24 protein-coding genes and 3 pseudogenes are annotated in these 22,633 nt (G+C 72.0%); 13 read left to right on the top strand and 14 right to left on the bottom strand.

Annotated elements, in window-relative coordinates; genetic code table 11:
• Positions 1–61: 61 nt before the first annotated feature.
• The 4 genes from H0S67_RS11485 to H0S67_RS11470 all read left to right on the top strand — a co-directional run bounded on the left by H0S67_RS11485 (position 62) and on the right by H0S67_RS11470 (position 2,839).
• Positions 62–346 (top strand): PI-PLC domain-containing protein, encoded by a 285-nt coding sequence (locus H0S67_RS11485; RefSeq protein WP_180933179.1) that lies wholly within the window; start codon positions 62–64, stop codon positions 344–346.
• Positions 343–1,299 carry an alpha/beta hydrolase gene (locus H0S67_RS11480; RefSeq protein ID WP_246354669.1) on the top strand — a complete coding sequence of 319 codons (957 nt, stop codon included), beginning with the start codon at positions 343–345 and terminating at the stop codon, positions 1,297–1,299. Before H0S67_RS11485 ends, H0S67_RS11480 begins: the two co-directional genes overlap by 4 nt.
• Positions 1,300–1,377: 78 nt before the next feature.
• On the top strand, positions 1,378–2,223 hold the full coding sequence (locus H0S67_RS11475; RefSeq protein WP_180933178.1) for a hypothetical protein: 846 nt from the start codon (positions 1,378–1,380) through the stop codon (positions 2,221–2,223).
• Positions 2,224–2,284: 61 nt separating this feature from the next.
• On the top strand, positions 2,285–2,839 hold the full coding sequence (locus H0S67_RS11470; protein ID WP_180933177.1) for an RDD family protein: 555 nt from the start codon (positions 2,285–2,287) through the stop codon (positions 2,837–2,839).
• A gap of 67 nt (positions 2,840–2,906) precedes the next feature.
• Here the strand turns inward: H0S67_RS11470 and H0S67_RS11465 are convergent, their stop codons facing one another.
• From H0S67_RS11465 to H0S67_RS11450, 4 genes and pseudogenes are all read right to left on the bottom strand, one after another.
• Positions 2,907–3,671 (bottom strand): sulfite exporter TauE/SafE family protein, encoded by a 765-nt coding sequence (locus H0S67_RS11465; RefSeq protein ID WP_180933176.1) that lies wholly within the window; start codon positions 3,669–3,671, stop codon positions 2,907–2,909.
• Positions 3,668–4,813, bottom strand: a complete 1,146-nt coding sequence (locus H0S67_RS11460) for an SPFH domain-containing protein (protein ID WP_180933175.1) — start codon at positions 4,811–4,813, stop codon at positions 3,668–3,670. Before H0S67_RS11460 ends, H0S67_RS11465 begins: the two co-directional genes overlap by 4 nt.
• A gap of 56 nt (positions 4,814–4,869) precedes the next feature.
• Positions 4,870–5,331 carry an NfeD family protein gene (locus H0S67_RS11455; protein ID WP_180933174.1) on the bottom strand — a complete coding sequence of 154 codons (462 nt, stop codon included), beginning with the start codon at positions 5,329–5,331 and terminating at the stop codon, positions 4,870–4,872.
• Between the two features lie 9 nt (positions 5,332–5,340).
• Positions 5,341–6,133 (bottom strand): annotated as a pseudogene (locus tag H0S67_RS11450) (ABC transporter ATP-binding protein).
• A gap of 75 nt (positions 6,134–6,208) precedes the next feature.
• Here H0S67_RS11450 and H0S67_RS11445 point away from each other — a divergent pair.
• From H0S67_RS11445 to serB, 3 genes are read left to right on the top strand one after another with little or no spacing between them, the layout of a single operon-like run.
• Positions 6,209–6,973, top strand: coding sequence for a hypothetical protein (locus H0S67_RS11445; protein ID WP_180933173.1), 765 nt, complete (start codon positions 6,209–6,211; stop codon positions 6,971–6,973).
• 33 nt (positions 6,974–7,006) lie between these two features.
• The gene (locus tag H0S67_RS27315; RefSeq protein WP_343050043.1) at positions 7,007–7,297 is read left to right on the top strand and encodes an ACT domain-containing protein; all 291 of its coding nucleotides are present in this window, start codon (positions 7,007–7,009) and stop codon (positions 7,295–7,297) included.
• Entirely contained in the window at positions 7,294–8,220 is a 927-nt protein-coding gene (gene serB / locus H0S67_RS11440) for a phosphoserine phosphatase SerB (RefSeq protein WP_343050042.1), read from the top strand. The genes H0S67_RS27315 and serB overlap by 4 nt, the downstream gene beginning before the upstream one ends.
• A gap of 18 nt (positions 8,221–8,238) precedes the next feature.
• On the opposite strand, the gene H0S67_RS11435 is transcribed toward serB, so the two are convergent.
• Positions 8,239–8,754, bottom strand: coding sequence for a SixA phosphatase family protein (locus H0S67_RS11435; RefSeq protein WP_246354668.1), 516 nt, complete (start codon positions 8,752–8,754; stop codon positions 8,239–8,241).
• Positions 8,755–8,813: 59 nt separating this feature from the next.
• Here H0S67_RS11435 and H0S67_RS11430 point away from each other — a divergent pair, with 59 nt between their 5' ends.
• The 3 genes from H0S67_RS11430 to H0S67_RS11420 all read left to right on the top strand — a co-directional run bounded on the left by H0S67_RS11430 (position 8,814) and on the right by H0S67_RS11420 (position 12,948).
• Entirely contained in the window at positions 8,814–9,590 is a 777-nt protein-coding gene (locus H0S67_RS11430) for a cyanophycinase (protein ID WP_246354667.1), read from the top strand.
• Positions 9,591–9,804: 214 nt separating this feature from the next.
• The gene (gene cphA, locus H0S67_RS11425) at positions 9,805–12,579 is read left to right on the top strand and encodes a cyanophycin synthetase (protein ID WP_180933172.1); all 2,775 of its coding nucleotides are present in this window, start codon (positions 9,805–9,807) and stop codon (positions 12,577–12,579) included.
• 9 nt (positions 12,580–12,588) lie between these two features.
• Complete coding sequence (locus H0S67_RS11420) at positions 12,589–12,948, top strand: cupin domain-containing protein (RefSeq protein ID WP_180933171.1); 360 nt, start codon at positions 12,589–12,591, stop codon at positions 12,946–12,948.
• On the opposite strand, the gene H0S67_RS11415 is transcribed toward H0S67_RS11420, so the two are convergent.
• The 4 genes from H0S67_RS11415 to H0S67_RS11400 all read right to left on the bottom strand — a co-directional run bounded on the left by H0S67_RS11415 (position 12,945) and on the right by H0S67_RS11400 (position 16,507).
• Positions 12,945–14,636, bottom strand: coding sequence for a Mur ligase family protein (locus H0S67_RS11415; RefSeq protein ID WP_180933170.1), 1,692 nt, complete (start codon positions 14,634–14,636; stop codon positions 12,945–12,947). The two genes, H0S67_RS11420 and H0S67_RS11415, sit on opposite strands and share 4 nt — an antisense overlap.
• Before the next feature lie 51 nt (positions 14,637–14,687).
• Positions 14,688–15,458 (bottom strand): enoyl-ACP reductase FabI, encoded by a 771-nt coding sequence (gene fabI / locus H0S67_RS11410; protein ID WP_180933169.1) that lies wholly within the window; start codon positions 15,456–15,458, stop codon positions 14,688–14,690.
• Between the two features lie 40 nt (positions 15,459–15,498).
• Entirely contained in the window at positions 15,499–16,185 is a 687-nt protein-coding gene (gene fabG / locus H0S67_RS11405; protein WP_281368835.1) for a 3-oxoacyl-ACP reductase FabG, read from the bottom strand.
• Positions 16,186–16,294: 109 nt separating this feature from the next.
• Positions 16,295–16,507: a dodecin gene (locus tag H0S67_RS11400; RefSeq protein WP_180933168.1), complete on the bottom strand. Its 213-nt coding sequence runs from the start codon at positions 16,505–16,507 to the stop codon at positions 16,295–16,297.
• A 53-nt stretch (positions 16,508–16,560) separates the two neighbouring features.
• Between H0S67_RS11400 and H0S67_RS11395 the strand changes: the two genes are divergently transcribed.
• Both H0S67_RS11395 and H0S67_RS11390 read left to right on the top strand, forming a co-directional pair.
• A complete protein-coding gene (locus tag H0S67_RS11395; RefSeq protein WP_180933167.1) occupies positions 16,561–16,905 on the top strand; it encodes a DUF3099 domain-containing protein in 345 nt (114 codons plus the stop codon).
• Between the two features lie 129 nt (positions 16,906–17,034).
• The gene (locus H0S67_RS11390) at positions 17,035–17,256 is read left to right on the top strand and encodes a hypothetical protein (protein WP_180933166.1); all 222 of its coding nucleotides are present in this window, start codon (positions 17,035–17,037) and stop codon (positions 17,254–17,256) included.
• 10 nt (positions 17,257–17,266) lie between these two features.
• Here the strand turns inward: H0S67_RS11390 and moaA are convergent.
• Positions 17,267–18,255: pseudogene (moaA, locus tag H0S67_RS11385) on the bottom strand (GTP 3',8-cyclase MoaA).
• Positions 18,256–18,334: 79 nt separating this feature from the next.
• On the opposite strand from moaA, the gene H0S67_RS11380 reads away from it, so the two are divergent.
• Entirely contained in the window at positions 18,335–19,309 is a 975-nt protein-coding gene (locus H0S67_RS11380) for an SURF1 family cytochrome oxidase biogenesis protein (RefSeq protein ID WP_180933165.1), read from the top strand.
• Here H0S67_RS11380 and H0S67_RS26705 read toward each other — a convergent pair.
• The 4 genes and pseudogenes from H0S67_RS26705 to H0S67_RS11365 form a co-directional block, all read right to left on the bottom strand.
• A complete protein-coding gene (locus H0S67_RS26705) occupies positions 19,195–19,545 on the bottom strand; it encodes an SDR family oxidoreductase (protein ID WP_281369041.1) in 351 nt (116 codons plus the stop codon). The genes H0S67_RS11380 and H0S67_RS26705 overlap by 115 nt on opposite strands.
• An 83-nt stretch (positions 19,546–19,628) precedes the next feature.
• Positions 19,629–19,778: pseudogene (locus H0S67_RS26700) on the bottom strand (SDR family oxidoreductase); the annotation flags it as partial.
• 206 nt (positions 19,779–19,984) lie between these two features.
• Complete coding sequence (locus tag H0S67_RS11370) at positions 19,985–21,853, bottom strand: ABC transporter ATP-binding protein (protein WP_180933164.1); 1,869 nt, start codon at positions 21,851–21,853, stop codon at positions 19,985–19,987.
• Positions 21,854–21,871: 18 nt separating this feature from the next.
• A complete protein-coding gene (locus H0S67_RS11365; protein ID WP_246354666.1) occupies positions 21,872–22,558 on the bottom strand; it encodes an enoyl-CoA hydratase/isomerase family protein in 687 nt (228 codons plus the stop codon).
• Positions 22,559–22,633 lie beyond the last annotated feature (75 nt).

Raw genomic sequence — 22,633 nt, 5'->3', positions numbered from 1 at the left:
ACTCCCGTTCCCTGGACCTGCGCGTGGGGCTGTCCGTCGGCGGGTCGGTGAAGGGCGGCCCGTGGCGTCGCCTGCGGGGGCACGCTCGGCAGCTCACCCCGGCCCGCGGCTCACGGCGTCGGGGGCCAACCTGCTGGTCGCCAACCAGTGGCTCGCCCTGCTCCGGCTCGCGCGGTTCGCGCGACGCGCCGACGTGCCGCTGCTGGTGTGGACCGTCGACCACCCGGTGGCGCTGCGCTACTGGCTGCGACCCGGCCGCGCGTGGCTGGTCACCACCAACCGCCCCGAGCAGGCGCTCGCCCTGCGCAGTGCCCTGGGCTCGCACAGTGCCACAATCCTGCCGTGAGCGTGACCACGGACGTCCTCGGCGAGCCCTACCTGGCGGAGACCATCGACTTCCCCCCGGACGACGAGGGCCCGATCGTCGCCACGCTCGTCTCCCGCAAGGCCGACCGGCCCACCGGCCGCGCGGTCCTGCACGTCCACGGCTTCGCCGACTACTTCTTCCAGACCGGCTACGCCGAGTGGTGGAACGCCCGCGGCTACGACTTCTACGCCGTCGACCTGCGCAAGTACGGCCGCTCGATCCGGCCGCACCAGACGCCCAACTACGTCGCCGACCTGCGCGAGTACTTCCCCGACCTCGACGCCGTCTGGAGCCGGGTCACCGAGCGCGACGGGCACACCCACGTCGTCACCAGCGCCCACTCCACCGGCGGCCTGGTGCTCGCCCTGTGGGCGAACGAGCGGGGTGAGGACCTGGCCGGCCTGGCCGGCATGGTCCTCAACTCGCCGTGGCTCGACCTGCAGGGCCCCGCGCTGCTCCGCACCATCGGCACCGCGGTCGTCAAGCAGCTCGGGCGCCGCAGCCCCCGCCGAGCGATCCCGCGCAAGGTCGACGGGCTCTACGCCCGCAGCCTGCACCGCGACCACGACGGGGAGTGGGAGTTCGACCTGAGCTGGAAGCCCCTGAAGTCGTGGCCGGTCTTCGCCGGCTGGCTCGCCGCGATCCGGCACGGCCACGCCGAGCTGCACCGAGGTCTCGACGTCGGGTGCCCGGTGCTCGTGCTCAGCTCCGACCGCTCGACCTGGCCCACGGCCATGGGCGACGACGTGCACAGCCACGACATCGTCCTCGACGTCGACCACATCCGGCGCTGGTCCACCGCGATCGGGCGCCACGTCACCTACGCGGCGGTCCCCGGCGCGCGGCACGACGTCGTCCTCTCGCTGCCCGAGCCGCGCGCCGCGGCGTACGACGAGCTGGGGCGCTGGCTCAGCGCGTACGTCGACGGCTGACCCCCGGGTCCCGCCGTTCTCCTGCGCGAGCGGCGCCACGTCGCCTAGCGTCGGCGCGTCGATGCCCCACGAACCCGGATGGTCCCCTTGCCGCACGCGCGCTCCCGCCGCCCCCGACGCGCGCCGGCCGTGCTGACCATCGTCTCGGTGGCGGGGCTCGCGCTCGGCCCGGCCGGCAGCGCCGAGGCGCAGCGTTGGGTCTCTCCCGACCCTGCCGGCGACGTGACCGGTGCGATCTACTCACTCGACCCCGCGCCCTGCGGGACCATCACGCCTGTGGACGCGTCGGCGGTCACGGACGTCGACCTCACCGGCCTCTCCGTCCGTCACCATCGCCGCGACGTCACGGTCGAGCTCGGTGTCTCCGATCTTCCCGAGACCGGCACGGAGCTCATGACCGTCCACCTGCGGACGGCCAAGGGTGCCTGGGCGGTGGATCTCGACCGCACGGGGCGGACCGGCTTCGGAGCGTTCTTCTACGAGGAACCCGACTGGGACGCGCTGATCGAGCAGGCGGACCCGGACGGCGACGGCTGCGCGATCGTGAGCGTGGTCATCGTCGAGACACCCTGCGCGGGGCTCGGCCACCGCGGCGACCCGGACCTGGACGTCGTACGCCTCACCGTCCCTCGCTCCTGCCTCGGGCGGCCTCGCTGGGTGCGCGCGGCGGCCTCGGCGGATGCGTGGCGCGAGACCGACGAGGCCTGGTTCTCCGACCGGTGGGCGCCCGAGGGTGTGGAGCCGACGAGTTTCATCGGACCGTTCGGGCCCCGGGTCAAGGTGGGTCCCGTCGCGGGCACGCAGACCACTGCCGCACCGGGCGCGGGCCGGACGGCCGGAGCGCCGAGCGTCGTCCGCCACCTCGTGCTGACGGTGACGCCGGACCGGGTCACCGCGGTGCCCGATCCACTGCCCGCGCGCTGAGACGGCACTACGCTGGGACCCCGTGCCCTCCCCGGGCGCGCACCCTGCCAGGGAGCACCACATGTCCGACCAGACTCCTCCGCCGGGTCCGGGCCAGCCCGTCGCCGGCTCCACCACCACCACCACCCGACCCGGTGAGCTCCTCGAGCGGTTCCTCGCCCGGCTCATCGACGGCCTCCTGCTCGCGGTCGTCAACGGCATCATCGTGACCGTGCTCGTGGTGGGCGCGATCATGGGCGACAGCGGTGGCATGTACATGTCCGACTCCAGCTACGCGGCGGCCGCCGTGTCCTCGATCCTGACGGCAGCGATCTACCTCGCGTACTTCGGGCTCCTCGACTCCACGCGGGGCCAGACCGTGGGCAAGATGGTGATGAAGCTGCGGGTGCTCGGCCCACACGGCGGCAACCCGACGCTGGAGGAGTCGCTGCGGCGCAACTGCTGGCTGGCCTTCGGCGTCCTCGGCGTGGTGCCGGTCGTCGGCGGGCTCGTGGGCGCGCTGGCCACCCTCGCCGCGGTGATCATGATCGCCATCGGCATCAACAGCGACACGGTGGGGCGGCAGGCCTGGCACGACCGCTTCGCCGGCGGGACGCAGGTAGTCAAAGAAGGTTGAGCGTCAAAGAAGGTTGAGCGTCAAAGAAGGCTGAGCGTCAAGGCGGGCTGAACCCCGGCTGCGCCACTCAGTCCAGCAGGAACGCCGCCAGGGCGACGACGCCGACCACCACGATGAATCCTCGCAGTGCCGGCGCGGGCAGCCGGCGGCCGACGGTGGCGCCGACCTGGCCCCCGACGAGGGAGCCCACGCCGATCAGCGCGACGATGCGCCAGTCGACGTCCGCGACCACGATGAAGAGCAGCCCGGCCACGCCGTTGACGATCGCGGCGAGCACGTTCTTCACGGCGTTCGACCGTTGCAGGGTCTCGTCGACCCCGATCCCGAGCACCGCCATCAGCAGCACGCCCTGCGCGGCGCCGAAGTAGCCCCCGTAGACACCGGCGAGCAGCACCGCCGGCCACACCCACCAGGCCCCGTGGTGCGGCATCCCGCCGGTGGCCTCGTGCCGGGCGGCCACCCACGTAGAGATGCGCGGCTGGAAGACCACCAGCACCAGCCCGAGCAGGATGAGCACCGGCACGATGGCGGTGAAGGCGCCGGCGGGCAGCACCAGGAGCAGGAGGGCGCCCACGAGGCCGCCGATGAGGGAGGCCAGGCAGAGGCGCAGGGTCCGGCTGCGCTGGCCCGCCAGCTCGCGGCGGTAGCCGACGGCCCCGGAGACAGAGCCCGGCACCAGGCCGATGGTGTTGGACACGTTGGCCGTCACCGGCGGCACGCCGAACGCCAGCAGGGTCGGGAACGTGATCAACGTCCCCGACCCCACCACGGTGTTGATGGTTCCGGCGGCGAGGCCCGCGAGGAGGATCGCCGTTGCTTCGAGGAAGGTCACTGGGCGGCGGGTGCCCCCGGCTCAGCGGGCGGGTCGACCGGCAGGTCGGTGGCGTCGAGCGCCGGTGCCGTCGCGCCGGAACCCTTCCCGGGGTTGGCGGCGCTCTCAGCCTCTGCAATGGCCGCCTCGACGGCGGCGTTGGTCTTCTCCAGCTCGCTGTCACTGTGCCCCGGGAGGATCGGCTCGGGGCTGCCCATGTCGACGCGGGTCTTCGGGCCCTCGACCTGCTGCGGGATGCCGCGCAGGTCGTTCATCGTCGAGCCGAGGCCCTCGAGTGCCTTGCCGATCTCGCTCGGCACGATCCAGAGCTTGTTGGCCCCGCCCTCGGCGATCTTGGGCATCATCTGGAGGTACTGGTAGGCCAGCAGGGACTGGTCCGGGTTGCCGTCGTGGATGGCCTGGAAGACCGTCTGGATGGCCTGCCCCTCGCCCTGGGCACGCAGGATCGAGGACTCCCGGTCGGCCTGTGCCCGCAGGATCTGGGACTCGCGGGCGCCCTCGGCGTTCAGGATCGAGGACTGCTTGGCGCCCTCGGCGGTCAGGATCGCCGCCTGGCGCTGGCCCTCGGCGGTGAGGATGACCGCGCGCTTCTCCCGGTCGGCCCGCATCTGCTTCTCCATCGAGTCCTTGATGGACGGCGGCGGGTCGATGCCCTTGAGCTCGACGCGGTTGACCCGGATGCCCCACTTGCCGGTGGCCTCGTCGAGCACGCCGCGCAGGCCGGAGTTGATCTGGTCGCGGCTGGTCAGCGTCTCCTCGAGGTCCATGCCACCGACGATGTTGCGCAGGGTGGTCATGGTGAGCTGCTCGATCGCCTGGATGTAGTTGGCGATCTCGTACGTAGCCGCGATCGGGTCGGTGACCTGGAAGTAGATGACGGTGTCGATCGACACCACGAGGTTGTCCTCGGTGATCACGGGCTGCGGCGGGAAGCTGACGACCTGCTCACGCAGGTCGATCAGGTAGCGCACCCTGTCCATGAAGGGAACCACGACGTTGAGGCCGGCGGGCAGCGTCTGCTTGTACTTGCCGAAGCGCTCGACGATGCCGGCGCGGGCCTGCGGGACGATGCGGACCGTCTTCGCAAGCAGGACGATCACGAACAGGAACAGCAACGCCAACAGGATCAGGACAGCTGTCATGGCGTCCCCCTCTCTACGGGTTTGCGGGTCAGGACACGGGGGTCAAGGGCGAGTCCTCAGGACTCGAGGGTGGGCACGGGGTGGACGTAGGCGGTGGCGCCGCGGATCTCGAATACCTCGACGGTCTCCCCCGGCGTGATGGTGAGGTGCTCGTCGTACGGCGCCGCCGTCCAGATCTCGCCCGCCAGGCGGATCCGCCCGGGCTGGTCGTAGGTGATCCGCTCGGTGACGACACCTCGCTGCCCGACGAGCTTGCCGTGGCCGAGCTGCAGGTCGGGTCCGGTGTGCAGGCGCTTGATCATGTTCGGACGAACCAGCGCCAGCATCGCGATCGAGGCGCCCGCCGCGACGAGGACCTGCAGGAGGAAGGGCGCGCCGAGCACGCCGGTCAGCATCCCGGCGATGGCGCCGACGGCGACCATGATGAGGATCAGGTCGAGGCTGAACATCTCGGCAACGCCGAGGCCGATCGCCAGTGCGAGCCAGCCGGCCCACTGGTTGTCCCCCAGCCAGTCCATGCTGCGACTCTATCTGTGCCGCGGTCGGCGTCGTGCCGAGAATCGCCCATCCTCGCGACTCAGCACGAGCGGCATCCCGAACGTCGCCGACAGGTTGGCCTCGGTCACCACGTGGTCGACCAGACCCGACGCCACCACCCGGCCGTCGCGCAGCATGAGCGCGTGCGTGAAGCCCGGCGGGATCTCCTCCACGTGGTGGGAGACCAGCACCGTGGCCGGGGAGTCGGGGTCCATGGCGAGCCGACAGCGTTGAGACCAGGTCCTCCCGGCCACCGAGGTCGAGGCCGGCGGCGGGCTCGTCGAGCAGCAGCAGCTCCGGGTCAGCCATCAGCGCCCGGGCGATCTGGACCCGCTTGCGCTCGCCCTCGCTCAGGGTGCCGAAGGTGCGGTCGGTGAGGTGCTTGGCACCGACCTCGACCATCAGGCTGGTGGCCCGGTCGTGGTCGAGGTCGTCGTAGGCCTCGCGCCAGCGGCCCACCACGCCGTACGACGCGGACACGACGACGTCGTGGACCAGTTCATGGCGTGGGATCCGCTCGGCCAGGGCTGCACTGGTCAGCCCGATCCGGGGGCGAAGCTCGAAGACGTCGACGGTGCCGAGCACCTCGTCGAGGATGCCCGCCACGCCGGACGTGGGGTGGATCTGCGCCGCGGCCACCTGCAGCAGCGTGGTCTTGCCCGCGCCGTTCGGGCCGAGGATCACCCAGCGCTCGTCCTCCTCGACGGTCCAGGAGACCTGGTCGAGGAGCGTTGCCTGGCCCCGCCGCACGGTCACATCGGCGAACTCCAGCACGGCGGTCATGTGCGTCACCCTATCCAGCCCGAGTCGTGCCCGCGGTCCCGACCCGAGGGCGCCCAGAGCGTAACGTCTGGGGCCGTGAGCAGCAGACTGCCGGCCTCGTGCCGACTCGCCTGGTGGGGGACCTCGTGGCTCCGTGGCCTCGCCGTCACCGACCTCGTGGTCGACGCCGTGCTGGGCGGGGACGCCACGCACGCCGTCGCCGGACTGGCCGGTGCGGGCCTCGCCGGCGACAGCGGCACCGATACCCTCGTCGGGGCCCTGGGACGGCTGCGCACCGCCGGGGCCATCGGCTTCGGGGCCGCCCTGCCCGTGGACGGCGACCCGGTCGGCCTGGGCGGTCCGCGGTCCTTCAACACCGCGGCGCTCGAGCTCGGCGAGGCCGTGGTGGTCGGCGGCGCCGGCCCCGGCGGAGGCAGCGTCGGACTGGTGCCGGTGCGCACCGGCGCAGCGATCACCTGGACCGCCCACGCCGCCGAGCGTCGCCAGCTGCCCGACGTCGGCGAGGCCGACCGGACCCTGCGCGCCGCCCTGCTCGAGACCGCCGACGCCCTGGCCCGGCTCGACGTGGCACGGTGGCGTCCCGAGGTGGCCGACCGGCTCATGGACCTGCGTCACCGGCCCCACCTCGACGCCCCCGACGGTGTCCCTCCCAGGTGTGTGGACCTCGCCTCCCGCGGCGTGCAGGCGATGGAGATCGTCGACCTGGCCCTCGAGGACGACGGCGGAGCGATGTCGGCGTACGAGATCGAGAACCGGCGGGCGGCGCTCCGCCCGCTCGAGCGGTCGGGCAGACGGGCGCTGGTCGCCGCCTGCTCGCCCGAGGTGTGGCCGCCCGCCTAGGACAGCGCGCCGCGGGCGATAGCCTCGGCCGCGATGACTGACCAGCTGCCCGAGACCCTGCTCATCACGCTGTCCGGCAAGGACCGGCCCGGCGTGACGTCGACGATCTTCGCGACGCTCTCACGAGCCGGGGTCGAGGTGGTCGACATCGAGCAGATCGTACTGCGCGGCCGGCTGATCCTCGGCGTGCTGGTGACGGCACCCCGGGACTGGAAGAAGCTGAGCGCCGCGGTCGTCGAGACCGCGCAGGCCCTCGACATGACCGTCGACGTCGAGCGCGGCGTGGGCGACAACCGGAGCCGAGCGGTGGCCGCGCCCACGTGACCGTGATCGGCACGCCGCTCAAGGCGTCGTCGATGGCCGCGGTCGCCGGCCGGATCGCCGACTCCGGTGCCAACATCGACCGGATCGAGCGGATGGCCCGCTACCCGGTCACCGCCATCGACCTGCACGTCTCCGGCGCCGATCCCGAGGCGCTGCGGACCGTGCTCGCCGCGGAGGCCGCCCGCCAGGGCGTCGACATCGCCGTGCAGCCGGCCAACCTCCTGCGACGCGGCATGCGGCTGATCGTCATGGACGTCGACTCCACGCTGATCCAGGGCGAGGTGATCGAGATGCTCGCCGCGCACGCGGGCTGCGAGGAGCAGGTCGCCGAGGTCACCGAGGCGGCGATGCGCGGCGAGCTCGACTTCGAGGAGTCGCTGCGCACCCGGGTCTCCCTGCTCGCGGGCGTGGAGGAGTCGGCGCTCGACCAGGTGTACGACGAGATCGTGCTGGCTCCGGGCGCTCGCACGATGGTGCGCACGCTGCGCCGGCTGGGCTACCGCTTCGCGATCGTCTCCGGCGGCTTCAGCCAGGTCACCGACCGGCTGGCCGCCGACCTGGGCATCCACTTCTCGCGGGCCAACGAGCTCGAGATCGAGGACGGCCGGCTGACCGGCCGGATCGTCGGCGACGTGGTCGACCGCGCGGGCAAGGCCGCGGCGCTGCGCCAGTTCGCCGCCGAGGTGGGGGTGAGCGAGGCGTCGGTGATCGCGATCGGCGACGGGGCCAACGACCTCGACATGCTCAACGCCGCCGGGCTGGGGATCGCCTACAACGCCAAGCCGATGGTGCGTGACGCCGCCGACACCGCGGTCAACGTGCCCTACCTCGACGCGATCATGTACCTGCTCGGCATCTCCCGGGAGGAGGTCGAGGCCGCCGACGCCGAGGCCGGCATCGTGACCCCGGCTCCCCCGGTCTGAGCCGGTCGGGTCCGACCGTCAGCCGCGTCCGACGTGGAACGCTACGACGCGCGCCGTCGCGGGCCCGAGGTCGGCCCAGGCCCCGTCGTACTCCAGGACCGTGACCGCGCCCGCGGGGTAGCCCAGCGCCATCTCGTTGGTCGCCTCGGTGTCGCCCTCGCCGTCGTCGAGCATGTTGGCGACGTAGGCGGCGGTGGGGTTGTGGCCCACGACGACGAGCGTGACGGCCTCCTCGGGCGTCAGCCGCATCAGGTCGAGCACCGTCTCGGGCCCGGCGCTGTAGAGCCCCTGGTCCACCGACGGCTCGAGGGTCCACCCTGCGGCCTGTGCCAGGGCCTCCCACGTCTCGCGGGTGCGCGTGGCCGCGGAGACGAGTGCATGGTCGGCGGACACCCCGCGCCCGGCCAGCCAGGCCCCGGCCTCGGCCGCGTCGGCGTACCCGCCGTCGAGGAGCCGACGCTCGAGGTCACTGGCGGCGACCTGCTCGGCCTTCGCGTGACGCATGACGACGATCCGTCGTGAACGCTGCTGCACGGGCGCACTCTATCGCCGGCATGTCGGGTCATCGCGGGACATGCCCTAGCCTCCCTCTCATGCCCAGGGGACCCCTCATGATCATCGGCGGCGCCGAGGACAAGCTTCGCAAGCGCACGATCCTCAAGGACTTCGTGGCCGCGAGCGGCGGGGCTGACGCCCGGATCGCCGTGATCCCGACGGCCTCGTCGCTCGGCCCCGAGGTCGTGGAGGTGTACGACGCGCTCTTCCGCCGTCTCGGCGCGGCCGACGTGGTCGCGGTGCGCCCCGAGAGCCGCGAGGAGGCCGGCGACCCCGAGCTCGTGGCCCGGCTGGAGAGCGCCACCGGCATCTTCATGACCGGGGGCAACCAGCTCAAGCTGTCGGCGCTGGTGTGCGGCACCCCGCTCGCCGACGCCATCCTCGACGCCCACGAGCGCGGTGTCGTGGTGGCCGGGACCTCCGCCGGCGCGAGCATCCAGTCCAGCCACATGGTCGCCTTCGGTGGGCCGGGATCGACGCCGAAGCAGCGGATGACCCAGGTGGCCGCCGGGCTCGGGCTGCTGGACTCGACCGTGATCGACCAGCACTTCGACCAGCGCAACCGCTACGGTCGGTTGCTGATGATCGTCGCCCAGTCCCCCCAGCTGCTCGGGATCGGCGTCGACGAGGACACCGCTGCGATCGTGGACCACGTCGACGACCACGAAATCCTGAGCGTGGTGGGACGCGGCGCCGTCACCGTCTTCGACCCCTCACGCATCGTCACCAACGCCTACGAGGCCCGCCGGTCGTCCGCGCTGCTGGCCAGCGGCGTGGTCCTCCACATCCTTCCCGAGGCGCGCGCTTCGACCTGACCACGCGCACCCTGCTCGCGCAGCCCGAGCACCGGCATCCCGACGAGGCGGCCGACCTCGCCGAGGCCGGTCAGGACCTGCGCGACCTGGCCCGCGACATCGCCGCCGCCGACGCGTCGCCCAGCGCCCTGCGCCGCCGGCTGGCCCGCAGCCGCAAGAAGATCGTGAGCACGACCCGGCAGGACACCAGCACCGACCAGGATGGAGCCTCCTGATGACCGAACGCCCCACGCCCGACCTCGCCATCGTCGAGACCAGGGTCTACCGAGGGGCCAACGTCTGGTCCTACGACAAGGCGATCCACCTCGTGGTGGACCTCGGCTCGCTGGAGAAGTTCCCGACCAACACCATCCCGGGTTTCACCGACAACATCCTCGCGATGGTGCCCGGGCTGCGTGAGCACTCCTGCTCGCGCGGGCGGCGCGGCGGCTTCGTCGAGCGGCTCAACGAGGGCACCTGGCTCGGCCACGTCGCCGAGCACACCGCGCTGGCGCTCCAGCAGGTCGTCGGGCACGACGTGCGCCGGGGCAAGACCCGCGGCGTCAAGGGCCAGCCCGGCCGCTACAACGTGATCTTCGGGTACGTCGACGAGCAGGTCGGCCTCGCCGCCGCGAAGCTCGCCGTACGCCTGGTCAACCACCTGGTCGAGGCGGACCCGTCGTTCGACTGGGACGCCGAGCTGGAGGCCTTCATCCTCCGTGCCGAGCGCACCGCCTTCGGCCCCTCCACGCAGGCCATCATCGACGAGGCCGTCTCCCGCGACATCCCGTGGATCCGCCTCAACCAGCACTCCCTGGTCCAGCTCGGCCAGGGCGTCCACGCCAAGCGGATCCGCGCCACGATGACGTCGGCCACCTCCGCGATCGCCGTCGACATCGCCTCCGACAAGGACCTCACCACCCGGCTCCTGGGTGCCGCCGGCCTCCCGGTGCCCAAGCAGGAGTCGGTGCGGACCGAGGAGCAGGCGGTCAAGGTCGCCGAGCGGATCGGCTACCCGGTCGTGGTCAAGCCGCTCGACGGCAACCACGGCCGCGGGGTGTGCCTCGACCTGCAGGACGAGAAGGACGTCCGCGAGGCCTTCCACATCGCCAAGGACCAGTCGCGGCGCGGAGTCGTGATCGTCGAGTCGTTCGTCACCGGCAAGGACTACCGCTGCCTGATCATCGACGGCAAGGTGGCCGCGATCGCCGAGCGCGTCCCCGCTTCGGTGACCGGCGACGGCACCAGCACCGTCGAGCAGCTCGTCGACACCGCGAACGCCGACCCGCGTCGCGGGGTGGGCCACGAGAAGGTCCTGACCCGGATCAAGGTCGACGCCGCTGCCTTGGAGCTGGTGCGCGAGCAGGGCTTCGAGATGGGCGAGGTGCCGCCGGAGGGCACGATGGTCAAGCTCGCCCTGACCGGCAACATGTCGACCGGCGGCATCTCCATCGACCGCACCTTCGAGGCCCACCCGGAGAACGTCGAGATCGCCGAGGAGGCCGCCCGCATGGTCGGCCTCGACATCGCCGGCATCGACTTCATCTGCCCCGACATCACCGAGCCGGTCCGCGAGACCGGCGGCGCCATCTGCGAGGTCAACGCGGCCCCCGGCTTCCGGATGCACACCCACCCGACCATCGGCGAGCCGCAGTTCATCGCCAAGCCCGTCGTCGACATGCTCTTCCCGCCTGGCGCGACCTCGCGGATCCCGATCGTGGCCGTGACCGGCACCAACGGCAAGACCACGACCTCGCGGATGATCTCCCACATCTTCAAGGGCATGGGCCGCAAGGTCGGCATGACCTCCACCGACGGCGTCGTCATCGACGAGCGCCTGGTGATCCGCTCCGACGCCTCCGGACCCCGCTCGGCCCGCATGGTGCTGCAGAACCCCCGCGTGGACTTCGCCGTCTTCGAGGTCGCGCGCGGCGGCATCCTGCGCGAGGGCCTGGGCTACGAGCGCAACGACGTGGCCGTCGTCCTCAACGTGCAGCCGGATCACCTCGGCCTGCGCGGCATCGACACCGTCGAGCAGCTGGCCGACGTCAAGGCGGTGCTCGTCGAGGCCGTCCCGCGCGACGGGCACGCCGTGCTCAACGCCGACGACCCGCTGGTGCGGGAGATGCGCCGCCGTTGCTCCGGCCAGGTCGTGTGGATCTCGATGGACGAGCCCGGTTCCGAGGTGCGCGACATGATCGACGCCCACTGCCGCCGCGGTGGCAAGGCGCTGGTCCTCGAGCCGTCGGACCGCGGCGAGATGATCGTGGTCAAGCACGGTCGCCGCGAGATGCAGCTCGCCTGGACCCACCTGCTGCCGGCGACCTTCGGCGGTCGGGCGCGGATGAACGTGCAGAACACCCTCGCCGCGGCCGCCGCGGCCTTCGCGGCCGGCGCCCCCCTGCACGACATCCGGCAGGGCCTGCGCAGCTTCTCCACCAACTACTACCTCTCCCCCGGCCGCCTGAACGAGGTCGAGGTCAACGGTGTCAACGTCATCGTCGACTACTGCCACAACGCCCCCGGCATGAAGATGCTCGGCGACTTCGTCGACCGGGTCGGCGACTCGCTCTCCTCGTCGCACGACCTCGCCCGGCCGTCGCGGATCGGCATCATCGCGACCGCCGGTGACCGGCGCGACGAGGACATGCGCGAGCTCGGGCACATCGCCGCACAGCACTTCGACGTGGTCATCGTGCGCGAGGACGTCGCGCTTCGCGGCCGTGAGCGCGGCGAGACCGCCGGGCTGGTGGTCGACGGCGTCCGCACCGCGATCGCCGAGGGCGCGCGCTGCAAGCAGGTCGAGCAGGTCCTCGAGGAGATCGAGGCGCTGCGGCACGCGATGAGCCGCGCCAACCGTGGCGACCTCGTCGTGCTCTGCGTCGACAAGCACGCAGCCGTGATGGCCGAGCTGGAGACCTGGTCCAAGCAGGCCCAGGCGGGCTCGGGCGTGAACCCGGAGACGCCGGCAGGCGACCCCGACTACGCGCCGGCGCCCAGCGAGGGCTGAGGCGACGGGGTGCGGATCGTCTCCCTCGGCGCGGTGCCGCGCCGCCGCGTCGAGGACCATGCCAGCAAGGGCCTGACCGTGGGCGCACTCGGCATCACCGCCGACGCCCACCTGGTCGTGGTGCAGGTCCGGCCCGGCGGCGTGATCGGCCGCCACCCGGCGGCCGGTCGCCAGGTCCTCGTCGTCGTGAGCGGGGACGCCACGGTGTCCGGCAGCAACGGTGTGACCAGCGACATCGGTCCGGGCGAGGCGGCCGTGTGGGAGCCCAACGAGCCGCACGAGACGCGCACCGAGGGCGGCCTGGTCGCCCTCGTGGTCGAGGGCGACCTCGACATCGGCTCCTCGGCCGGCGCTGTCGACCCGCCCTAGCTGCCGGCGGCCGCGCGGACCTTCGCGGCCAGCGTCCCGGGACTGTCGGGGGTGCCCCCGTGCTCGGCGATCCAGGCGTAGACCGCCTCGCGCTCGGCGTGGCACATCAGGGCCACCACGTCGCCGGGCTGTGCCTGCTCGACCAGGGCCGCGAGCCCCGCGACCTCGGTGGGGTGGGACGCGACGTCGGTGACACCGACCCGCTCCGCGCCGGTCCGCATCAACCCGTCGAGCTCCGCGACGGGGCGCCCGCGCAGGTAGCGGTCCTTGTGGGCGATCACCATCACGTCGCTGTCCCGCGCCCCGATCTCGCCGAGCTTCTCGATCAGCTCGTCCTGGCGGTCGCCCACCGCGCCGAGGGCGAGCAGCAGCCGCGCCCCGGGCCGGCGTACGCCGTTCATGATCTCGAGCAGTGCCTCGAGGCCGGCCTCGTTGTGGGCCAGGTCGATGACCACCGACACCTCGCCGATCGAGAAGAAGTTCATCCGGCCCGGGTTGTGCTCGGCGTCGGGGAGGAAAGTCCGCAGCCCCTCGACCACCACGTGGCGCGGGATGCCGATGGCCAGGGCCGCGGACGCCGCGGCCAGGCTGTTCTCGACGTTGAAGCGGGACAGGCCCGCCAGGGTCATCGGCACGTCGACCAGCTCCACCAGCGGGTCCGGGTCGGAGGCGGGGGCCAGCACGGCCACCCACCCGTCGATCACGGTCGTCGCCCTGCCCCCGGCGTTGAGCACCTCGCGGATGGCCGGGCTGTCGGGATCGCGGGAGAACACCCAGGGCTGCGCCTTGATCACGCCGCGCATGGCGAAGACCCGGGGGTCGTCTGCGTTGAGGACGGCCCAGCCGCCCTTCTTCGTGATCTGGGGGACGACCGACTTCACCTCGGCGAGCTGGTCGACGGTGTCGATCCCCTGCATCCCGAGGTGGTCAGCGGAGACGTTGGTGACGACCGAGACGTCGTTGCGGGTCAGGCCGATCCCCTTGAGCAGGATGCCGCCCCGCGCCGTCTCGGTGACCGCGAGCTGGACCTCCTTGTGCGCAAGGACCCGGCCGGCGCCGCTCGGGCCGGAGTAGTCGCCGGCCTCGACGAGCTCGCCGTCGATGTAGATGCCGTCGGTGTTGGACCAGCCGACCAGCTTGCCCCAGGTGCGGGCGATGTGGGCGATCATCCGGGAGGTCGTGGTCTTGCCGTTGGTGCCGGTGACGGCGACCACCGGGACCCGCGGCGTGATGGTGTGCGGCGCGGCTCCCGCCTGGGCCGCAGCGACGCACGCCGCCGCCTCGCTGACCGCCTCGTCGATGTCGGTCGCGGGCAGCGCGTCCAGCACGCCCGCGACGGCGCGACCCATGACCTGGGCGCGCTCGCGGTGCAGCCACGGGTAGGCCACGACCAGCTGGTGGGGGTCGCTGGTGGGCCGGACCCGCACCGCGAGGCGGTTGGTCCCCGACTCCGCTGCCACGGCACGCACCAGCCGGGCGATCGCCCGCGCGGCGAAGCGCTGGCGGAAGCCCGAGTCCGGCACGCCCGGCCGTGCGTTGCGCAGGCCGATCCGTTGCGCGAACCTCGCGGCTCGCTCCTCCGGTGCCGCGGCCAGGCCGCTGATGTCCAGCGTCAGCTTGATGGCGGCGCGCGGGAAGTAGAGGTTGGGGCCCTCCAGGACCCGGAGCTCGACGAGTGCGGAAGTCACCGGCGGAACGCTACCGGGAGACCCGGGGACCTCGTCCCCCGGCGTTGCGCCTCAGGCGCCCATCGCGTGGAAGCCGCCGTCGACGTGGACGATCTCGCCGGTGGTGGCCGGGAAGAAGTCCGACAGCAGGGCACACACCGCCTGGGCGGCGGGCGTCTGGTCCGTGTTGTCCCAGCCCAGCGGCGCGCGGGTCGTCCACATGTCCTCGAGCTCCGTGAAGCCCGGGATCGCCTTGGCCGCGAGGGTGCGCAGCGGGCCGGCGGACACCAGGTTGCAGCGGATGCCGTCGCGGCCGAGGTCACGGGCCAGGTAGCGCGAGCACGACTCGAGCCCGGCCTTGGCCACGCCCATCCAGTCGTACGCCGGCCACGCGACCGTGGCGTCGAAGGTGAGGCCCACGACGGAGCCGCCCGGGCCCATCAGCGGCTTGCACGCGGTCGCCAGCGACTTCAGCGAGTACGCCGAGACCTGCACCGCCTGTGCGACGTCCTCCCACGGTCCGTCGAGGAACTTGCCGCCCAGCAGCGTCTCGGGGTTGCCGTAGGCGATCGAGTGGACCACGCCGTCCAGGCCGTCCACGTGCTCCCGCACCAGCTCGGGCAGGCGCTCGAGGTGCTCGGGGTCGGTGACGTCCAGCTCCAGGACGGGAGGCTCGCTCGGCAGCCGCTTGGCGATCCGCTTGGTGATGCCCAGCGCGCGCCCGAAGTTGGAGATGAGCACGGTCGCGCCCTGCTCCTGGGCCACCTTCGCCGTGGCGAAGCCGATGGAGGAGTCCATCGTCACGCCCGCGACCAGGATCCGCTTGCCGTCCAGAATGCCCATGTCGTCGTTCCTCTCGGTGGTGCGGGGTCGTGGGGGTGGGTCAGTGGCCCATGCCGAGGCCGCCGTCGACCGGGATGACCGCGCCGGTGACGTAGGCCGCGCCGTCGCCGGCCAGCCAGGTCACCGCCGAGGCGATCTCGTCGGGAGAGGCGTAGCGGCCCAGCGGGACCTGCGTCTTGATGGCCGACCTCTGGTCGTCGGTGAGCACCGCCGTCATGTCGGTCTCGACGAAGCCGGGGGCGACCACGTTGGCGGTGATCGACCGCGAGCCGAGCTCGCGGGCCAGCGACCGGGCCATGCCCACCAGTCCGGCCTTGGAGGCCGCGTAGTTGACCTGGCCGGCCGAGCCGAGCAGCCCGACGACCGAGGAGATGAAGATGATCCGCCCGCGGCGCAGCCGGAGCATCCCCTTCGCGGCCCGCTTGGCCAGGCGGAAGGACCCGGTGAGGTTGGTGTCGATCACCGACGACCAGTCGTCCTCGGACATCCGCAGGACGAGCGTGTCGGCGGTGATGCCGGCGTTGGCGACCAACACCTCGACCGGGCCGTGCGCGGCCTCGATCTCGGCGAAGGCGGCGTCCACCGCGGCCGGGTCGGTGATGTCGCAGCGCACGTCGAGCGTGCCCTCGGGCGCACCGCCGCTGCGCGTGGTCACGGCCACCCGGTCTCCGTTGGCCACGAAGGCCTCGGCGATGGCGCGGCCGATGCCGCGATTGCCCCCGGTCACGAGGACCGACCCGACCGACAGGTTCCGTGTTCGCTTCGCTCACGGTCCCCGACGCTAGCGATTACCCCGGGGTAGCCCTAAACACCTGTCCGGGCCGCGGGTCGCTGCCTCACTCGTCCTCGAGGCGGAAGCCGACCTTGAGACCGACCTGGAAGTGCTCGACGGTGCCGTCCTTGACCTGTCCCCGGACCTGGGTGACCTCGAACCAGTCGACGTGGCGCAGCGTCTTGCTGGCCCGCTCGATGGCGTTGCGGATCGCCTGGTCGATCCCGTCGGGCGAGGTGCCGACGATCTCGCTGACGCGGTAGGTGCGGTTGGTCATGGGGCCTCCGAAGCAGACGTGGGTTGCCGAGCCTACCGACGTACGATGGCGGGATGGGGCGAGACGCGACCGGGCACCGGAACGAGCCGATCCGCATCACGACTGCGGCATCGAGCCGGGCCGAGGACATCGCAGCCCGCCAGAAGCGCTACCTGCTCTCGATGGGCATCCGCTCGGCCTGCTTCGTCGGCGCGGTGGTCGCCGGCATCGCCGGCGTGGACTGGCTGTGGCCGTGGTTGATCGCCGCCGCGCTGATCCTTCCGTACGTTGCCGTTGTGATGGCGAACAATTCTGCTTCGAAATCCGACGGATTCGAGCTGGTGGACCGTGGTTACGGTCGGCCGGAACTACCCGCGGGCGCGAAATTCGATCAACCCACCGGACAAGACCATATTTGACTTCGGCGCATCGCGTGACAGAATCCTCGACGCGAGCTGGGTCTCCCCCGTCCCAGTTCGCAGCGGTGCCGGACGGCTTCCCCCGTGGCTGTCCGGCACCGTCCCATTTCGGGCCGGTGGAAGGACCTCATGAGCGACACCGAGGGCCCGGCCGCCGAGCCCACCTGCTCCGCCAAGGGATGCCAGGCGCCGGCCGTGTGGGCGCTGCTGTGGAACAACCCCAAGCTGCACACGCCCGAGCGACGCAAGACGTGGCTGGCGTGCGAGGAGCACCGCAGCACGCTGTCCGACTTCCTCGGCGCGCGGGGCTTCCTCAAGGACGTCGTCCCGGCCGCAGACGCTCCCGACTGACGCGGCTCCGCTAGCCGCCGATCGCCGACATCGGTCGGTCCGGCTGGAGGAACGACGGGTCGTCGATGCCGTGACCGGCACGCTTGCCGCGCATCGCGACCACCCACCGGTCGGCGAGGTCCTCGTCCGACGCGCCCGAGCGCAGCGCGGCGCGCAGGTCGGACTCCTCCCGGGCGAACAGGCAGTTGCGGACCTGTCCGTCGGCGGTCAGCCGGACCCGGTCGCAGTCCCCGCAGAACGGGCGCGTCACGGACGCGATCACGCCCACCGTCGCCGGGCCGCCGTCGACCAGGAACAGCTCCGCGGGGGCGCTCCCCCGCGGCTCGTCCACGGGCTTGAGCACGAATTCCCGCTCGAGGTGCTCGAAGATCTCCTCGGCCGTGACCATCCCGGTCCGGCTCCAGCCGTGCTGCGCATCCAGCGGCATCTGCTCGATGAACCGCAGCTCGTAGCCCCGCTCGATCGTCCAGCGCAGCAGCTCGGGCGCCTGGTCGTCGTTGATGCCGCGCACAGCACCGCGTTGATCTTGATCGGACCGAGTCCCGCGGCGCTGGCGGCCTCGAGCCCGGCGACGACGTCGTGGAAACGGTCCCGTCGGGTGATCTCGTGGAAGGTCTCGGGCCGGACCGTGTCGAGGCTGACGTTGATCCGGTCCAGCCCCGCGTCGGCCAGGGCGGCGGCGGTGCGCGAGAGGCCCAGCGCGTTGGTGGTCAGGGAGGTCTCCACACCGAGCTCGTGGGTGCGGCGCACGATGTCCACCAGCCCTCGGCGCACGAGCGGCTCACCACCCGTGAACCGCACCTCGCGGATGCCGAGGTGCTCGACGCCGATCCGGACCAGGCGCACCACCTCGTCGTCGCTCAGCACGGAGTCGTCCGGGAGCCATTCCAGCCCCTCGGCGGGCATGCAGTAGCTGCATCGCAGGTTGCACCGGTCGGTGAGGGACACGCGCAGGTCCGTCGCCACCCGTCCGTAGCGGTCCTCGAGCTTGCGTGAGATCACCTTCCCCACTCTACGTGCCGCGCCGTCGCCGCCCCCTGCGGACTGTCCGGAACCACTCCCCCGTTAGCCTCGTGAGGTGCGATCGCTGCGGTTCCTCCTCTCGCGACGCTGGCTGCTCTTCGCCCTCGTGGTCGTGCTGCTGGCGTATGCGACCTGGTGGCTCGGAGAGTGGCAGTTCCACCGCCTGGCCGACCGCAAGCAGAGCAACGCGATCATCAGCACCAACGAGTCCCGGGACCCGGCCCCCGTGGCCGACGTGCTCTCCCCCGGACGACCCGTCAGCACCTCCGACGAGTGGCGCGTCGTCACCGCGACCGGGACCTACGACAGCGCCGAGACCGTGGTGGTCCGCTACCGCACCCGCGACGGGGAGTCGGGGATCGACGTCGTGGTCCCGCTGGTCACCGCCGACGGGACCGCCGTGCTGGTCGATCGCGGCTGGATGCCCTCGGAGAACCAGGGCGAGGACCCCACCGACGTCCCCGACCCGCCCTCGGGCAAGGTGACGGTGACCGGGTGGGTGCGGGTGGACGCCACCGACAGCGCCGAGGTCAGCGACCACTCGACGCGGGCCATCTCCAGCGTCGAGATCGCCAGGACCATCGACCAGCCGGTCTACGGCGGCTTCGTGGACCTGAAGACCGAGAGCCCCGCACCCGCCCAGCCGCTCGAGAGCACCGAGCTGCCCGAGCTCGACAACGGGCCGCACTTCTTCTACGGCCTGCAGTGGTGGTTCTTCGGCGTGCTGGCCGTCTTCGGCTTCTTCTACCTGCTGTACGACGAGTGGCGCTCGCAGCGCAGCGGCGAGACGTCGACGCGGGAGGAGGTGCTCGCCGAGCGCAAGCAGGCCCGCGCCGACAAGGACCGCCGCAAGCAGGCCGTCCGGGCGGCGTACGAGCGGGAGCGCCAGAAGGACCCCCGCGTCTCGCGGAAGGCTCAGAGCGAGCGGAGCATGCCCCCGTCGACCGGCACCATCGCCCCGGAGACGAACGACGCCGCCGGCGAGAGCAGGAAGGCCGCCACCCGGCCGAACTCCTCCGGCTCGCCGTAACGACGGAGCGGGATCGTCCTGATCGCGGCGGCGCGTGCCGACTCGGCGTCACCGCTCGCCTCGTCCAGCTCGGCCACCCGATCGGTGCCGACCCGGCCGGGCATCAGGCCGTTGACCCGCACGCCCTGCGGCCCGAGCTCGTCGGCCAATGTCTTGGCCACCATCGCCAGGCCGGGCCGCAGCCCGTTGGAGATCGCCATCTCGGCCAGCGGCGCCCGAACGCTCGAGGAGAGCACCAGGGCCAGCGAGCCGCCGGGCCGAGAGCCTGACCGATCTCGCGGCACAGCCGCACGGCGCCGAGGAAGACCGACTCGAAGGCCTGCACCCACTGGGCATCGTCGATGGCGGTCACCGGCCCCTTCGGGGGTCCTCCAACGCTGATCAGGGCGCCGTCGAGGCCGCCGAACCGCTCCCGGGCCGCGTCGATGAGACGCTGAGGCGTCCCCGGGTCGGCGTTGTCGGCGACCACGGTCGCCACGGAGTCCCCGTGGATCGCCGCCGCAGCCGCCAGCGACTCGTCCGCTGCGGCCGGACAGGACCACGCGGGCCCCCTCGGCCACCAGGCAGTCGGCGGTCGCGCGACCGAGCCCGCGGGCGCCCCCGGTGACGATGTACACACGTCCACGAAGCTGCAGGTCCATGCCGGCGACCCTAGGACACCCGGCGAACGCGGGATCAGGCGACCGTGGCGTCCTCGATGAACTGGGTGCGGTAGAGGTCGGCGTAGAGCCCGCCCTGGGCGAGCAGCTGCGCGTGCGTCCCGGACTGCACGATCCGGCCGCCGTCGAGCACGAGGATCGTGTCGGCGTTGCGCACCGTGGACAGCCGGTGGGCGATCACCAGGGAGGTGCGGCCCTCGAGAGCCGCGTCCAGCGCCCGCTGCACCGCCGCCTCGGACTCGCTGTCGAGGTGTGCGGTGGCCTCGTCGAGCACCACGATGGCGGGTGCCTTCAGCAGCAGGCGCGCGATCGCGAGGCGCTGGCGCTCACCGCCGGAGAGCCGGTAGCCGCGGTCGCCCACCACCGTGTCGAGGCCGTCGGGGAGCGCCCGCACCAGCGTGGCGATCTGGGCGGCCTCCAGGGCGTCCCAGACCTCCTCGTCGGTGGCACCCGGCCGCGCGTACAGCAGGTTGGCGCGGATGGTGTCGTGGAACATGTGAGCGTCCTGGGTGACGTAGCCGACCGCGTCCTCCAGCGACTGGAGGGTCAGGTCACGGACGTCGTGGCCCCCGACGCGCACCGCACCGGACTCGGCGTCGTAGAGCCGCGCCACGAGGTGCGTCACCGTCGTCTTGCCGGCGCCGGAGGGACCGACCAGGGCGACCATCTGCCCCGGCTCGGCCACGAAGCCGATGTCGGCGAGCACCTGGCCGCTGTCGCGGGACTCCTTGCGGGCGACGACCTCGAGCGACGCGAGCGAGATCTCGTCGGCACGGGGGTAGCTGAACGCGACATGGTCGAACTCCAGCCGCCCGGCTCCCGGCTCGAGCACCACGGCGTCGGGCTTCTCCTGGATCAGCGACGGCAGGTCGAGCACTTCGAAGACGCGCTCGAAGCTGACCAGCGCGGTCATCACGTCGATGCGGACGTTGGAGAGGCCCTGCAGAGGGCCGAGCAGCCGGAGCAGCAGGGTGGCCAGGGCGGTGAGGGTGCCGACCGTGAGCGTGTTGCTCACGGCGAGCTGGCCGCCCACGCCGTAGACGAGTGCGGTCGCCAGCGCGGGCACGGCCATCATCGCTGCCGCGAAGATGCGCGTGATCAGCGAGATCCGGATCCCCAGGTCGCGCACGGTGGCCGCCTTGGTGGCGAACACCGCGTCCTCCTCGGAACGCCGCCCGAAGAGCTTGAGCAGCATGGCGCCGCCCACGTTGAACCGCTCGGTCATCGCGTTGCCGAGGTCGGCGTTGCCGTCCATCTGCTCGCGGGTCAGCCCGGCCAGGCGGGCGCTCACGAGCCGCGAGGTCAGGAAGAGCAGCGGGAAGAGTGCCAGGCACAGCAGAGTGACCTGCCAGCTGAGCGCGACCATGGCGATCCCGACCACGACGACGGAGATCGTGTTGGCGACGGTGCTGGAGAGCGTCGAGGTGAAGGCACGCTGCGCCCCGATCACATCGTTGTTGAGCCGGGAGACGAGCGCACCGGTCTGGGTGCGGGTGAAGAACGCCAGGGACTGGCGCTGCACGTGACCGAAGACGCGGGTCCGCAGGTCGAAGATCAGTCCCTCACCGATCCGGGAGGAGAACCAGCCCTCCGCCACGGTGAGCAGGGCGCTGACGAGCGCCACGGCCGCCATCACGAGTGCCAGCACCGTCACCAGCATGCGGTCGTGCCCGAGGATGCCGTCGTCGATGATCCTCTGCACCAGCAGCGGGTTGACGACGACGAGCCCGGCGTCGATGACCGTCAGCCCCAGGAAGGAGACGATCAGCCGACGGTGCGGGCGCGCGAAGCCGAAGACCCGGCGCACGGTGCCGCGCCCGATCCGGTTGTTGACGACGCTGCGGTCCGACCGCAGGTGGCGCCATGCGGCGCCGTTGGCGTGCATGCCTGACAAGCTGACTCCTCACTGGCCCGTCGTCAGACGGGCCACCTCCCGGAAGCGACGGACCTGGGCCTCACGCTCCAGACGTCGCTGCTCCTCGAGGTCTCGGTCCGCTGCCCCGAGGAGCAGCGCCTTGGTCTCGGTGACCGCATCGGGCATCGGTGCGGTGAGGGCGCCGACGAGGTCCGCGACGGTGGCGTCGAGCTCCCCTGCGGGGACCGCGGCCAGTGCCAGCCCGATGGCCACCGCCTCCGCGGCACCGACCATCCGGGCCGTGACGCAGATCTCCAGCGCCCTGGCGTAGCCAACGCTCTCGACCAGCGGCTTTGTTCCCGTCAGGTCCGGCACGAGGCCGAGCGCCGACTCCTTCATGCAGAACTGGGCGTCGTCCGCGACCACGCGCAGGTCGCAGGCGAGCGCGAGCTGGAAGCCCGCGCCCACGGCGTAGCCCTGCACCGCCGCGACCGAGATGAAGCGGGGGTCGCGCAGGAAGGTGAAGCCCTGCTGGTAGTCGTCGATGGTGGCCGACATCTGCTCGTCGCTCGCCGTGAGCAGGTCGGCAACGGTCTCGACGCCCTCCGGAGCACCGCCCGGCGCGAGCATGCTGCGGTCGAGCCCGGCGGAGAAGCTGTGGCCGGCGCCCCGGACCACCACGACCCGGGTCTCGTCCGGCAGCGCGTCGCCCACGGCCGCCAGCGCCCGCCACATCGCCGGGGTCCTGCGCGTTGCGCACCTCGGGGCGGTCCAGCGTGATGGTGGCGACGGGACCGGTCTGCTCGACGA

Origin of the sequence: Nocardioides ungokensis (genome assembly GCF_013466985.1) — a bacterium.
Lineage (GTDB): Bacteria > Actinomycetota > Actinomycetes > Propionibacteriales > Nocardioidaceae > Nocardioides > Nocardioides ungokensis.
The sequence above is the reverse complement of the archived record's forward strand: the minus strand, read 5'-3'. Positions and strand labels throughout refer to the sequence as shown.

Excerpts from the sequence above, each read along its gene's own strand:
- H0S67_RS11460 (WP_180933175.1), bottom strand. The coding sequence starts at position 4,813 with ATGACAGCTGTCCTGATCCTGTTGGCGTTGCTGTTCCTGTTCGTGATC.
- H0S67_RS11365 (WP_246354666.1), bottom strand. The coding sequence starts at position 22,558 with ATGTGGCGGGCGCTGGCGGCCGTGGGCGACGCGCTGCCGGACGAGACC.
- H0S67_RS11395 (WP_180933167.1), top strand. The coding sequence starts at position 16,561 with ATGGGGCGAGACGCGACCGGGCACCGGAACGAGCCGATCCGCATCACG.
- H0S67_RS11370 (WP_180933164.1), bottom strand. The coding sequence starts at position 21,853 with ATGCACGCCAACGGCGCCGCATGGCGCCACCTGCGGTCGGACCGCAGC.
- fabI (WP_180933169.1), bottom strand. The coding sequence starts at position 15,458 with ATGGGCATTCTGGACGGCAAGCGGATCCTGGTCGCGGGCGTGACGATG.
- H0S67_RS11430 (WP_246354667.1), top strand. The coding sequence starts at position 8,814 with ATGCCCAGGGGACCCCTCATGATCATCGGCGGCGCCGAGGACAAGCTT.
- H0S67_RS11475 (WP_180933178.1), top strand. The coding sequence starts at position 1,378 with ATGGTCCCCTTGCCGCACGCGCGCTCCCGCCGCCCCCGACGCGCGCCG.
- H0S67_RS11400 (WP_180933168.1), bottom strand. The coding sequence starts at position 16,507 with ATGACCAACCGCACCTACCGCGTCAGCGAGATCGTCGGCACCTCGCCC.
- H0S67_RS11390 (WP_180933166.1), top strand. The coding sequence starts at position 17,035 with ATGAGCGACACCGAGGGCCCGGCCGCCGAGCCCACCTGCTCCGCCAAG.
- H0S67_RS11455 (WP_180933174.1), bottom strand. The coding sequence starts at position 5,331 with ATGGACTGGCTGGGGGACAACCAGTGGGCCGGCTGGCTCGCACTGGCG.
- cphA (WP_180933172.1), top strand. The coding sequence starts at position 9,805 with ATGACCGAACGCCCCACGCCCGACCTCGCCATCGTCGAGACCAGGGTC.
- H0S67_RS11470 (WP_180933177.1), top strand. The coding sequence starts at position 2,285 with ATGTCCGACCAGACTCCTCCGCCGGGTCCGGGCCAGCCCGTCGCCGGC.
- H0S67_RS27315 (WP_343050043.1), top strand. The coding sequence starts at position 7,007 with ATGACTGACCAGCTGCCCGAGACCCTGCTCATCACGCTGTCCGGCAAG.